Annotated in this window: 11 protein-coding genes and 1 pseudogene; 4 read left to right on the top strand and 8 right to left on the bottom strand. The window is 74.0% G+C overall.

The window, feature by feature from the left end; all coding sequences use genetic code 11:
• Positions 1-136: 136 nt before the first annotated feature.
• Together B073_RS0118950 and B073_RS43305 are read left to right on the top strand one after the other, a co-directional pair.
• Entirely contained in the window at positions 137-811 is a 675-nt protein-coding gene (locus B073_RS0118950) for a TetR/AcrR family transcriptional regulator (RefSeq protein WP_018539660.1), read from the top strand.
• Positions 812-1046: 235 nt separating this feature from the next.
• Positions 1047-2576: a nitrilase-related carbon-nitrogen hydrolase gene (locus B073_RS43305; RefSeq protein ID WP_018539659.1), complete on the top strand. Its 1530-nt coding sequence runs from the start codon at positions 1047-1049 to the stop codon at positions 2574-2576.
• A 407-nt stretch (positions 2577-2983) separates the two neighbouring features.
• Here the strand turns inward: B073_RS43305 and B073_RS0118940 are convergent, their stop codons facing one another.
• From B073_RS0118940 to B073_RS0118905, 7 genes and pseudogenes are all read right to left on the bottom strand, one after another.
• Positions 2984-3895, bottom strand: coding sequence for a ribokinase (locus tag B073_RS0118940; RefSeq protein ID WP_018539658.1), 912 nt, complete (start codon positions 3893-3895; stop codon positions 2984-2986).
• 131 nt (positions 3896-4026) lie between these two features.
• Positions 4027-5948, bottom strand: a pseudogene (locus B073_RS47985) (substrate-binding domain-containing protein).
• On the bottom strand, positions 5938-7575 hold the full coding sequence (locus B073_RS0118925; protein WP_018539655.1) for a sugar ABC transporter ATP-binding protein: 1638 nt from the start codon (positions 7573-7575) through the stop codon (positions 5938-5940). The pseudogene B073_RS47985 and the gene B073_RS0118925 overlap by 11 nt, the downstream one beginning before the upstream one ends.
• A gap of 162 nt (positions 7576-7737) precedes the next feature.
• Positions 7738-8739, bottom strand: coding sequence for a LacI family DNA-binding transcriptional regulator (locus B073_RS0118920; RefSeq protein WP_018539654.1), 1002 nt, complete (start codon positions 8737-8739; stop codon positions 7738-7740).
• Between the two features lie 289 nt (positions 8740-9028).
• The gene (locus tag B073_RS0118915; RefSeq protein WP_018539653.1) at positions 9029-9457 is read right to left on the bottom strand and encodes an organic hydroperoxide resistance protein; all 429 of its coding nucleotides are present in this window, start codon (positions 9455-9457) and stop codon (positions 9029-9031) included.
• A gap of 97 nt (positions 9458-9554) precedes the next feature.
• Complete coding sequence (locus B073_RS0118910) at positions 9555-10004, bottom strand: ankyrin repeat domain-containing protein (protein ID WP_018539652.1); 450 nt, start codon at positions 10002-10004, stop codon at positions 9555-9557.
• 212 nt (positions 10005-10216) lie between these two features.
• A complete protein-coding gene (locus B073_RS0118905) occupies positions 10217-11239 on the bottom strand; it encodes an NADP-dependent oxidoreductase (RefSeq protein WP_018539651.1) in 1023 nt (340 codons plus the stop codon).
• An 87-nt stretch (positions 11240-11326) separates the two neighbouring features.
• Here B073_RS0118905 and B073_RS0118900 point away from each other — a divergent pair, with 87 nt between their 5' ends.
• The gene (locus B073_RS0118900) at positions 11327-11821 is read left to right on the top strand and encodes a MarR family winged helix-turn-helix transcriptional regulator (protein ID WP_018539650.1); all 495 of its coding nucleotides are present in this window, start codon (positions 11327-11329) and stop codon (positions 11819-11821) included.
• A gap of 144 nt (positions 11822-11965) precedes the next feature.
• Positions 11966-12589, top strand: a complete 624-nt coding sequence (locus B073_RS0118895) for a DSBA oxidoreductase (RefSeq protein ID WP_018539649.1) — start codon at positions 11966-11968, stop codon at positions 12587-12589.
• Positions 12590-12591: 2 nt separating this feature from the next.
• On the opposite strand, the gene B073_RS0118890 is transcribed toward B073_RS0118895, so the two are convergent.
• A complete protein-coding gene (locus tag B073_RS0118890) occupies positions 12592-12759 on the bottom strand; it encodes a hypothetical protein (protein ID WP_158690155.1) in 168 nt (55 codons plus the stop codon).
• Between the last annotated feature and the right edge of the window lie 48 nt (positions 12760-12807).

Below are 12807 nucleotides of genomic sequence, written 5' to 3'. Positions count from 1 at the left end.
CGCTCCCTTGCGTGGACGGGCGGCCCCCCGGCCGAATTCTTACCGCCATACCGGACGGCAGGTAGGCATTGTTGCCGTTCCGTTACGCCTGCGCCGCGCCGCGAAGGGGCTGGAACGGGAGGGTTACCCTCGGCCGGTGAGTGCACAGGAGCAGGGCCCGGCCCGCAGTACCCGGCGGGCCGGTGGCGGGCGCGAGGCGCAGCGCGCGGAACGGCGGCAGGCCATCCTGGAGGCCGCCGTGGAGCTGATCGCCGAGCGCGGCTACCGCCGGACCTCACTCGCCGCCGTCGCCGAGCGCGCCGGGCTGACGCAGCAGGGGCTGCTGCACCACTTCCCCACGAAGGAGCTGCTGCTGGTCGGCGTACTGGAGGCACGCGACCGCTGGGACACGGCCGCCGCGGCCGCCGGCTCCTGGCGCACCGCCACCCTCACCCAGCTCGTCGACTACAACGCCACTCGCCCCGGCGTCGTCCAGGCGTACACCGTGCTCTCCGCCGACAGCGTCACCGAGGACCACCCGGCACGCGACTTCTTCGAGGCCCGCTTCCGCGCCGTCCGCGAGGCGCTGGCCGGCGCACTGCGGGCCGAGTTCGGCGACCGCCTGCCCGGCGGCCTGTCCCCGGAGCGGGCGGCCCCGCTCCTGGTCGCGGTGATGGACGGACTCCAGCTGCAGTGGCTGCTGGATCCGGAACGGGTCGACCTGCCCGCGTCGTTCCGTGACTTCCTGGCGCTGCTCGGCAGCGGGGAGGCGGGGACGCAAGGAACTGGGCAAGGAGATGAGGGATGCGGGAGAAGCAGAAGAGGCGGGTGAGGCGCACTCGGGGAAGCGGGGAAGCGGGGCGGGGGCAAGCGGGACGGGCCCGCGCCGGGGGCCGTTGGACGTTGGAGGTCGAAGGGGGTCGTCGAGGGGTGGGGCGGGGCGGCCCGCCGGCGGGGTGACGGGCGCGGCCGGGCCGCCGCGGTCCGTGGGGCTGCGCCCGGCTGTGCGGTTCGGGAGTTATCCACAGGTCGCCGCGAGCGGGAGGCGGGGTGGGCATCATGGGGGAATGATCATCGCAGCCGCACAACTCCGGTCCGTAACAGGCGACATCGCCGGCAACGCCCTGCGGATGGCCCGGCTCATCACCGAGGCCGCCGAGCGCAGCGCCGGGCTGGTGGTCTTCTCCGAGCTGGCACTGACCCACTACGACCTCCGGCCGATGGCCGACGATCCGGCGAGGGCCGCCGTCCTGCCCGACGACCCCCGGCTGGCGCCCATACGGGAGGCGTGCCGCGCGACCGGTGTCGCGGCGGTGGTCAACGGCCCCGGGCGCAGCGGCGAGGACGGCGCGCTGCCCACCATCGCCAGCTTCGTCTACGGACCGGACGGCGCTCTGCTCACCCGCTACGACAAGCGGCATCTGGCCGAGACCGAGAGCGCGGTGTTCGCGCCGGGCAGCGCGCACGGCCGGTTCACACTGGGCGGCATCCGCTTCGCGCTCGCCACCTGTTGCGACAGCTCTTTCCCCGAGGTGGCGGAGCGGGCCGTGGCGGACGGCTGCCGGGTGTATCTGTCCAGCGCCTTCCACCGCGACGCGGAAGGGGTGGCGCGCTATGGCCGGCTGGCCCGCGAGCACGGACTGCATGTCCTGCTCGCCAACGGCACGGGCGTCGGGAGCCCCGGGCCGGCCGCGGGGCTCAGCGGCTGCTGGCTGCCGTCCGGCGAGCGGGTGGCGTCGGCCGGTCCCGGCGGCGATGGTGCGGAGCTGGTGCTGAGCGACGTCCGGGACGCGATCACGTTGATGGCCGACCCCGCGGTGGCCGCGGTGCCGGTCCGGGAGTGCGGCGAGCCGTTGGTGGACGTGCGCACCGCCGCGCCCGAGCTGATGACGGGTCACCTCAAGCCCGGGGCGGGCGGTGAGGGCGATGGTGCGTGCGGCGCGTTCGCCTATCTGCGGAAGGGCGTGCTGCGACGGCTGCTGGCCGCGCAGGAGGCGCTGCCCGACGGGTGGCGGCTCCGGTTCGTCGAGGGATACCGCCCGCCGGCCCTCCAGCGCCATTACTTCACGCGGTACGCCGACGGCCTCCGTGCCGCCCACCCCGACTGGGACGACGCGCGGATCCACCGGGCGGCCAGCCGCTATGTGTCGCCGCCGGAGATCGCCCCGCACAGCGCAGGCGGTGCGGTGGACCTGACCCTGGTCACCTCGGACGGCGACGAGGTCGACATGGGGACACCGATCGACGCGTCCCCGGAGGAGAGCGGCGGCGCCTGTTACACCTCGGCGCCGGACGTGTCACCCGCGGCCCTCGCCCACCGTCGCATCCTGGCCGCCGCGCTGCGCGGGGTGGGCCTGGTCAACTACCCGACCGAGTGGTGGCACTGGTCCTACGGCGACCGCTACTGGGCACTGGAGACCGGCGCGGAGCACGCACTGTACGGGCCCCGGGAGCTGGGCGCGGAGGCCGCGACCGATGAAGCGGAGGGGCCGGAGGGGGCGGACGGGATGGAGGGGAAGGAAGGCGCAGGAAGTACGGAAGGCGCGCAAAACGCGACGGAGACGGGCGGCACGGGCCTGGTGGGGGCCGAGCGGTGAGGGGCGGGCGGGGGCGATGGGGCCGAGCGGCGCGGTGGTCAACTTCCCTACTGCGCCTGCGTGTTGGCTCCGCTTTACGCCGCCCCCGCCCGGCCACCTCGGCCGGCCCGGTTCTGGCATTCCAGGCCGGGCCCGTCGGCTCTGGCAGCATGGCCGGCTCAGGCCGCGCTGCCTGGCCAGCCCGACCGGCCCGCCCTACCCGGCCGACCCGCCCTACCCGACCGACCCGACCGGCCGAGCCGCTCGACCACGCCGGCCGGCCCCTGCGGCGACTCAGGGGACGACTCGGTCGGCCCGATCTGCCCGGATGGCCCGGCGCGTCCGGACCGCCCGAACGGCCCGAACGGCCCGGACGGCGCAGTCGGTTCTGTCCGCTCCGGCCGATCGGGGACCGGCGTTTGCGCGGGCTACGGCAGCTCCGGCAGTTGTGCGAGTTCGTCGGTTGTGGGGTACGACGGTTGGGCGCCGGGCTTGGTGACGGCGGCGGCGCCGACGCGTACGGCGAAGCGGGCCGCCTCGGCGAGGGTCGCGCCGCCGGCCAGTCGCGTGGCCAGGGCGCCGGTGAAGGCGTCGCCGGCGCCGGTGGTGTCCACGGCCTCGACCCGTACACCGGGCACCGTGGTCGTTCCGGAGGCGTCCAGCACCAGCGCGCCGTCGCCGCCGAGGGTCACCACGACCGAGCGGGCGCCGCGCTCGCGCAGGGCGGCCGCCCAGTCGGCGGGGGTGCCGTCGGTGCGGCCGGAGAGCTGCCGGGCCTCGTGCTCGTTGACCACCAGCGGGTCGGCCACGGCGAGGAGTTCACGGTCGAGGTCCTCGGGGGCCGGGGAGGGGTTGAGGACGACGCGGGTGCCGGCTTCCTCGGCGGCCGCGGCGGCCGCCCGCACGGTCTCCATCGGGATCTCCAGCTGGAGGGAGACCACCGCGGAGGCCGCGAAGACGTCCGCGGCGGCGGCCACGTCGTCCGGGGTCAGGGCGGCGTTGGCGCCGGGCGAGACGACGATGCTGTTGTCGCCGTCCGGGCCGACGATGATCATCGCGGTACCGGTGCGGGCGCCCTCGTCCACGATGACGGGGGCCACGTCGGTGCCCGCCGCACGCTGGGCGGCCAGCAGCAGTTCGCCGAAGGCGTCGCCGCCGACGCGGGCCAGCAGGGCGGTGCGCCCGCCGATCCGGGCCGCCGCGGCCGCCTGGTTGGCGCCCTTGCCGCCGGCCGATTCCACCAGGTCCGTGCCGAGCACGGTCTCCCCCGCGCCGGGCCGCCGGGTCACCCGTACGGTCAGGTCCGCGTTGGCCGAGCCGACCACCAGGACGTCGTACATGCGCCGTTCCTCTTTTCTGTCCGGGCGTCGTTCTCTCGTGTCCATACGCCGCGTTGCCTTTTCTTCCTGCGTGTCGCCGCCCGGCGGGCGCCGGCGGCGGTGTGCTGCCCCGGTGCCGCCCGGCGGCGCGGTCAGCCGCCGAACCGGGCGGCGTTGGCCGTCGTCACCAGCACCACCGGCACCCTGACGGTCCGCGGCAGCTTCTCCCCGCGGGCCGCCTTCAGCGCCCAGTCCACGGCCTGTCTGCCGAGGAGTTCGGGCTGCTGGGCGACGGTGGCGGTGAGGGTGCCGGCACGGACGGCCCGGACCCCGTCCGGGGTCCCGTCGAACGCCACCACCTTCACGTCCTTGCCGGAGCGGGCCCCCAGCGCCTTGGAGGCGCCGAGTGCCATCTCGTCGTTGGCGGCGAACACCCCGGCGATGTCGCGGTGCGCCTGGAGCATATTGGACATCACGTCCATGCCCTTGGTGCGGTCGAAGTCCGCGGGCTGCCGGGCGACGACCTCGATTCCGGGGTACTGCCCGACGCCCTCCTCGAAGCCCCGGCCGCGTTCGCGGGCGGCGGAGGTGCCGGGCCGGCCTTCGAGGAAGGCCACCTTGCCCCGGCCGCCGAGCGCGTCGGCGAGGGTCTTCGCGGCGAGCCGGCCGCCGGCGACGTTGTCGGAGGCGATGGTCGAGCCGACCCGTCCGCCGTTGACGCCGCGGTCGATGGAGATCACCGGCACCTTGGCGCGGTTGGCGACGCCGACGGCGGGGACGGCGGCGTCTGCGTCCACCGGGTTGATGATGGCCGCCTTCACCTGCTGGCTGGTGAAGGTCTCCATCTGGTTGATCTGCTGCATCGGGTCGTTCTGCGCGTCGGTGATGTTGATGTGCAGTCCCCGGGCGTCCGCCTCGGCCTGCGCGCCTTTCTTGATCCCGACGAAGAAGGGGTTGTTCATCGTGGACAGGGCCAGACCGAGGTCGGTGTCGCCGCCGCGGTCGCAACCGGCCAGGGCGAGGGCACCGGCCGCGAGGGCCGCGCCGAGCAGTGCCGTGCGCCGCCTCATCGCGCGCTCCTTCGCCGCAGGGTGTCCAGGAGGACCGCGAGCGCGATCACCAGGCCGGTGGCGACCTGCTGCCAGAAGGCCGAGACGCTCAGCAGGTTGAGGCCGTTGCGCAGCACGGCGAGGATCAGCGCGCCGATCAGGGTGCCGGACGCCTTGCCGGAGCCGCCGGAGAGGCTGGCGCCGCCGATGACGACGGCGGCGATGGCGTCGAGCTCGTATCCGCCGGCGGCCTGTGGCTGGGCGGAGGTGAGCCGGGCCGCCAGCACAATGCCGGCGACGGCGGCGAACAGCCCGGAGAGCGCGTAGATCACGAGCTTGCGGCGCCGGACGTCGATGCCGGAGAGGCGGGCCGCCTCCTCGTTGCCGCCGATCGCGAACATCGTGCGGCCGGAGTAGGTGCGGGCCAGGATCAGCGCGGCGAGCAACCCCATCGCGATCATGACGAGGACGGGCACCGGCAGCCAGTCGCCCAGGGTGTCGCCGAGCGCGTTGACGGCTCCGGGGAAGGGGATCGGTGAGCCGCCGGAGATGACCAGCGCCAGGCCGCGCCCGACGGACAGCATCGCCAGGGTGGCGATGAAGGCGGGCAGGCGTCCGTAGGCGACCAGGGTGCCGGAGAGCAGGCCGGCGGCCGCGCCGACGGCGAGGCCGAGCAGCACCGCGAGCCAGACCGGCAGCCCCTGGCCGGTGGCGGCCCAGGCGACGACGGTGGCCGACAGGGCGGCGACCGAGCCGACCGACAGGTCGATGCCGGCCGAGACGATCACGAAGGTGACGCCGAAGGCCAGGATCGCGGTGACCGATGCCTGGACGCCGACGTTGAGGAGGTTCTGACCGTTGAGGAAGTCACGCGACAGCACGGCCATCACCACGACCAGGGCGAGCAGCCCGCCGAGCGGGCCGTTGCGCAGTACGGCCCGGGAGAACCACGGCCCGAGGCCGCCCGGGGCCGGGCCCCCGCCCGCCGCCTCGGGGACGGCTGCCGTCTTCAGCTCAGCGGACATCGGAGCCCTCCATCGCGCTCTCGTGGGTGTGCGTGCCGTCGGAAGCGCCGTGCGGGGTCCGGAGCGCCAGCTCCATCACGGCGTCCTGGGTGGCCTGTTCGGCGGGGAGTTCGCCGGTCAGCCGGCCCTGTGCCATCACCAGCACCCGGTCGCTCATGCCGAGCACCTCGGGCAGGTCGCTGGAGATCATCAGCACTCCGCAGCCGGCCGCCGTCAGCTCGTTGACGAGCCGGTAGATCTCGACCTTGGCGCCGACGTCGATGCCGCGCGTCGGCTCGTCCAGGATCAGCAGCCGGGTCTCGGCCAGCAGCCACTTGCCGATGACGATCTTCTGCTGATTGCCGCCGGACAGGGTGCGGGCGTGCTGCCCCAGCCCGCTCATCCGGACCTTCAACTGCGCGGCGACGACGGCCGCCCGGCGCCGCTGGCCGCGCCGGTCGACCAGCCCGCCACGGGTGTCCCGGTCGAGCCGGGCCAGCGTCAGGTTGTCCTGCAGCGAGGCGTCCAGGACCAGGCCCTGGCCCTTGCGGTCCTCGGGGACGAGCCCCATTCCGGCCCGCATCGCGGCCCGGACGTCACCGCGGGGCAGCGGCTCCCCGGCCACCTCCACGGTGCCGGCGTCGTAGCGGTCCACGCCGAAGACGGCCCGGGCGATCTCGGTGCGGCCGGCGCCGACGAGTCCGGCCAGCCCGACCACCTCACCGGCCCGGACGTCGAAGTCGACGCCCTCGAAGACCGGCCGGGCCGGGGCGCCGCCGGTACCCCGGGCGCCGCGGCGGGTCAGGCCCCGCACCCGCAGCAGCGGCGCGCCCGGTGCGTCGGGGCGGCGGCGGGGGTACTGCTCGGCGATGTCCCGGCCGACCATCAGCCGGATCAGTTCGTCCTCGCCGGTGCCGGCGGGCACCTCGGCGACCGAGCGTCCGTCGCGCAGGACGGTGACGCGGTCGCCGAGGGCGCCTATCTCGTCGAGGTGGTGGGTGATGAAGATGACGCCGACACCGGAGGCGCGCAGTTCGCGGACGATGCCGAAGAGTGTCTCCACCTCTTCGGAGGTGAGCACCGCGGTCGGCTCGTCCATGATCAGGACGCGGGCGTCCAGGCTGAGCGCCTTGGCGATCTCCACCATCTGGAGCCGGGCGATGCCGAGTTCGGCGACCGGGGTGTCCGGGGAGACGTCGAGGCGCACCCGGCGCAGCAGTGCGGCGGCGCGGGCGCGCATGGTCTTCCGGTCGACGAGGCGGAGGGCGGTGCGCGGCTGGCGGCCGAGGAAGATGTTCTCGGCGACGGTCAGCCCGGGGACGAGGTTGAACTCCTGGTGGATGGTGGCGATTCCGAGCCGTTCGGCGTCCTGCGCGGAGCGGATCCGCACCTCGCGGAGCCCGTCGGCCGTGCCGTCCGGGCCTCCGTGGACGAGGATGCGGCCGGCGTCGGGGCGGTGGGTGCCGGAGAGCATCTTGATCAGGGTGCTCTTGCCGGCCCCGTTCTCGCCGAGCAGTACGTGCACCTCGCCGGTGCGCAGGCTCAGATCGACGCCGTCCAGCGCGCGGACGCCGGGGAACGCCTTGGTCACCCCCTCGACGCGCAGCAGTTCGCGGCCGTCCGGTACGTCGTCGTTGACGCCGGTCATGCGCTGCCCCTCTCTCCTCGGTGTGTTGCTCGGGTGGGTGTTCCTCGGGTGGCGGGCCCTCGGGTCGTACGGGTCGTACGGGCCGTATGAGCCTTATGGGACGGGCGGGTTGGGCGGATCGGGCCCGAAGGGACGGTCGGTGGTCCCGTCGGGCGGGAGCGGTCAGCGGGCGGGCGGTTCGCCGCAGGAGCGGCGCGGCACCAGCCGGGCGGGCAGCAGGACCGACTCGGCGGGGCGCCCCTCGATGCGTTCCAGCAGGGTCTGCACGGCAGCCCGGCCGAGGTCGCGGGTGGGCTGGGCGATGGCGGTCAGCGGCGGGTCGGTGTGCGCGAACCACGGCACGTCGTCGTAGACCACCAGCGCCATGTCGTCGGGGACCCGCAGGCCGCGGGCGCGGAGTTCGTCCATCGCGCCGAGCGCCATCAGGTTGTCGGTGGCCAGCACCGCGTCCGGTGGTTCGGGGAGGTCGAGGAAGCCGCTCATCACCCGGCGGCCGCCGCTGGGCTGGAGATCGGGGGTGGCGCCGACCCGCTCGTCGGGGAGTGCGATGCCGTGGCCGGCCAGGGCCGTGCGGAAGAGTTCCAGGCGCTCCTCGCCGGTGGGGGTGCCGGCCGGGGCGACGATGATCGCGGGGCGACGGCGGCCGAGCGCGGCGAGGTGGGCGGCGAGGTCGGTGAGCGCGGCCCGGCCGTCGGCACGCACGCAGGGGGCGTCGATGCCGGGAACGGCGCGGTCCAGCAGGACGAGCGGGGTGCCGGAGGCGACGACCTCGGGGAGCATCGCCGAGCCGGCGCCGGCCGAGCTGACCAGCAGGCCGTCGATCCGGCGGTCCAGCAGGGTGCGGATGTAGTCGTCCTGCTGGGCGGGGCGTTCGCCGGCGTTGCCGATGACGAGGCTGTAGCCCAGGCCCCGGGCGGCGTCCTCGACGGCGTCGGCCAGCTCGGTGAAGAAGGGGTTGGTGAGGTCGCTGATGACCAGTCCGAGCGCGCCGGTACGTGCGGTGCGCAGGGCGCGGGCGACGTTGTTGGGCCGGTAGCCCAGTTCCCGGACGGCGGCGAGCACCCGCTCGCGGGTCTCGGCGACCGGGCTGTTGCCGTTGAGGACCCGGGAGACGGTGGCGACGGAGACCCCCGCCCGCTCCGCCACGTCCTTGATGTTCGCCATGGCTCCGTTGCCGTCCTGCCCGTGTGTAATCGATTACGCGTGCCGCGCGAGGGCTACGTAATCGATTACATAGGCGAGGCGTCAAGACTCGGAGAACGTGGCCTGCGTCACAGGGTCGCCGGGCGGGGCCATGGCCGAGCGATGTGGAACGGCGGAGGGCCGCACCCTGTCGCGGGGTGCGGCCCTCTGTGTGCCGATGCCGAATGCGGCGCCGCTGACCGCCCGAACCGCCCGGGCTGACTCGGCGGCCAAGCCAGCCGACCTGGGTCGCCCCGGCCGTCCGGGGCCGTCAGGCGACGGTCAGCGTGACCTCGATGTTGCCGCGGGTGGCGTGGGAGTAGGGGCACACCTGGTGCGCCTTCTCCACGAGGTCCTTGGCGGTGGCCGCGTCGACGGTGGGGATCGAGGCGACGATCTCCACCGCGAGGCCGAAGGCGCCGTCCGGGGTCTTGCCGATGCCGACCTTGGCGGTCACCCGGGAGCCGGAGACGTCGGCGTTCTCCCGGCGGGCGACGACGCTGAGCGCGCCCTGGAAGCAGGCGCTGTAGCCGGCCGCGAAGAGCTGCTCCGGGTTGGTGCCGGCGCCGCTGCCGCCCTGTTCCTTGGGCGGGTTGACGACGACGTCGAGCTTGCCGTCGTCGCTGGCGACGCGGCCGTCGCGGCCGTTCTCGGCGGTGGCGACGGCGGTGTAGACGACGTCGACGGGCTGGATGGACATACCGGATCCTCCTGTGGTTCACCGCGACTCGCGCCCACGCATCGCGACGGCTTGCCGACGAGCCTAACGGCGGAGGCCGCCCGGTGGGAGGCGAGTCTCACAGTGCGGAGGCCGGATCGGCCGGCGCGCGGGTGGGAACGGCGCCGGCGGCCCGGAGCAGGGCGGCCGTTTCCGGGTGCGGCCCGGCCAGCGCCCAGTCCAGCGGCGCGAGGCCCGTGCCGTGGTCCTCGCGGAGCTGCGGGTCGGCGCCGTGTGCGAGGAGTTCACGGACCGCCGCGGCATGGCCCCAGCAGGCAGCGGCGCACAGCGGGGTGCCCTCCGCGCCGTGTCCGCTCTCGGCGTCGGGTGGCGCGCCCGCCGCCAGGAGTACGCGGACGCTGTCGGCGTCACCGTGCACGGACGCCGCGTACAGCGGGGTGGTGCCGTCGGCGTCGGCCGCCGCCGGATGGGCCCCGGCCCGCAGCAGCGCCGTCACCTGGGCGACCCCCGCCAACGCCGCCGCAGCGACAAGGCGTTCGGCGAGCTTCTTGCGCTTCCGGTTGTTCATGCGGGCGAGGTTACGGCCTACGTGCCCGCGGGCGGGCGACCGTGGGGCGGGCGGTACAGCCGGCGCGAAGCAGGCTTCGCTGCACGGGAGTTCGCGCCGTGGCGGGCAAGCCGGGGGAAACGGGCGGACGGGGCCGGGGCCGGGAGGGCCGGCGGAGCGCACCCGCCGGCCGCCGCGCCTCCCGGTCTCCCGGCTCCGTCCAAGCGCCGGTCTCAGTCCGCCAGGCTCACGATCATCTTGCCGGTGTTGGTGCCGCGGAGCAGGCCGAGGAACGCCTCGACGCCGTTCTCGATGCCGGAGACCTTGGTCTCGCTGTACTTCAGCTCGCCGGAGCGGATCCAGGCGGAGACCTCCTCGACGAACTGCGGCTGGAGCGCCTGGTGGTCGCTGACCAGCAGGCCCTCCAGGCGGAGGCGCTTGCCGATCACCATGGGGAGGTTGCGCGGAGCGCAGCTCGGCTCGGTGGCGTTGTACATCGAGATCATGCCGCAGATGGCGGCGCGGCCGTGGACGTTGAGCGTGCTGATGGCGGCTTCGAGGTGTTCGCCACCGACGTTGTCGAAGTAGACGTCGATGCCGTCGGGGGCGGCGGCCTTGAGCTGCTCGGTGACGTCGCCGTTCTTGTAGTTGAAGGCGGCGTCGAAGCCGTACTCCTCGGTGAGCAGCCGGACCTTCTCGTCGGAGCCGGCGGAGCCGATGACCCGGGAGGCGCCCTTGAGGCGGGCGATCTGCCCGACCTGGCTGCCCACCGCGCCGGCCGCACCGGACACGAAGACGGCCTCGCCCTCCTTGAACTCGGCGACCGCCAGCAGGCCCGCGTACGCGGTCAGGCCGGGCATGCCGAGGACGCCGAGGTAGGCGGTGAGCGGGGCGAGCGAGGCGTCCACCTTGGCGACGCGGTCGGCGCCGAGGACGGCGTGCTCGCGCCAGCCGAGGCCGTGCAGGACGTGGTCACCGGGCGCGAAGCCGTCGGCCCGCGAGGCGAGGACCTCGCCGATCGCGCCGCCGTCCATCGGCTGGTCCAGCTGGAAGGGCGGGACGTAGGACTTCACGTCGTTCATCCGGCCGCGCATGTACGGGTCGACGGAGAAGTAGAGGTTCTTGACGAGGATCTGGCCGTCGGCGAGATCGGGCAGCGCAGCCTCACGGAGCGCGAAGTCGTCGGGGGTGGGCCAGCCCTGCGGGCGGGCGACGAGGTGCCATTCGCGGCTGGTCGTCGGCAGCGGTGCGGACATGAGCGTGATCCTCCAAATGCTTCAGATGCTGAAACAATGATGCAGCTGAATATTTCATCTTGTCAAGCAATTGGGTATCCTGTGTCTATGACTGCGCGCCCAGACCCGCTGACCGTCGAGGTGGTCGATCTCATCGGCACCGTCGTCGCCCGCTACCACGAGGAGTACGAGCGCGCCGCGGCCGAGCACTCCCTCACGGGCGCCCAGGCCCGGCTGCTGAGGATGCTGGTGATGGAGCCGATGCCGATGCGCAAGCTCGCCCAGTGCCTGAAGTGCGAGCCGTCCAACGTGACCGGCATCGTGGACCGCCTGGAGTCCCGCGGCCTGGTGGAGCGCCGCCCCGATCCCGCCGACCGCCGGGTCAAGCTGGCCGTGCCGACCCCGGACGGCCGGGAGACGGCCGAACGGCTGCGCACGTCGCTGGACTTCGCCCGCCAGCCGCTCGGCCGGCTGACGGTCGCCGAGCGCACCCTGCTCAAGGAACTGCTCCAGCGGATGCTGGGCGTCGAACCGGAAGCGGACGAGGGCGCGGACGAGGACGAGCCCGCACGCAACACCGGGAAGGCCGGCAGGGCGCGGTAGGCCGGGAAGCGGGCCGAGGCCGGAGGGCCGCGTAGGCCAGGCGGTGGGGGTGGCGGCCGGCGGCACAGGTGGCCGGATTGGCCCAGGCATACGGCGGCGGAGTGTCCCAGTCGGCCGGGCCGGTGACGCCCTAATCTGGACCGCATGACGCACCAGAGCCCCACCCGGCACTCCGTTGACTTCTACTTCGACCCCATCTGCCCGTTCGCCTGGATCTCCTCCCGCTGGATCCTGGAGGTGGAGCGCCGGCGGGACATCGACCTGCGGTTCCGGGTGATGAGCCTGTCCGTGCTCAACGAGGGCCGCGAGAACCTCCCCGAGAAGTACCGCGAACTGCTGGACGCCGGCTGGGGTCCGGTGCGGGTGTGCATCGCGGCTGCCCAGGAGCACGGGGAGGAGGTGCTGCGCGACCTGTACACCGCGCTCGGCACCCGTATCCACAAGGAGGGCCGGGAGGACACCGCGACCGTCATCGAGGAGGCGCTCGCCGAGGTCGGACTGCCCGCCGGACTGGCGCGCGCCGCGGAGACGGACGCCTACGACGACGCGCTGCGCAAGAGCCACCACGAGGGCATGGACCCGGTCGGCGAGGACGTCGGCACGCCCACGATCCACATCGACGGGGTGGCCTTCTTCGGCCCGGTCCTGATGTCGATCCCACGGGGCGAGGACGCGGTGCGGGTCTTCGACGGCGCCCGGCTGCTCGCCGGCTACGACCGGTTCTTCGAGCTGAAGCGGACCCGCACCGGGGAATTCGACTTCAGCTGACGTCAGTTGACGGCGACGGGGGAGTCGGAGGCACCGCCCGTCGCCGCCCCCGACTCCCCCGTCGCCGCCCTCTCCCCCGTCTTCGCCGCGTCCCGCGCCGTCCCCATACCGCGCAGCAACGCCACCGCCAGGACGGCCGCCGCGGCCATCACACCCGCGGTGCACAGCACGACGGTGTGCAGCCCGTGTAGGGGATGCGCGCGCCCCCTGCGGGGCCA

Source organism: Streptomyces sp. MspMP-M5 (assembly GCF_000373585.1).
Lineage (GTDB): Bacteria > Actinomycetota > Actinomycetes > Streptomycetales > Streptomycetaceae > Streptomyces.
Note: the sequence above shows the minus strand (reverse complement) of the source record. Positions and strands in the feature narration are given on the sequence as shown.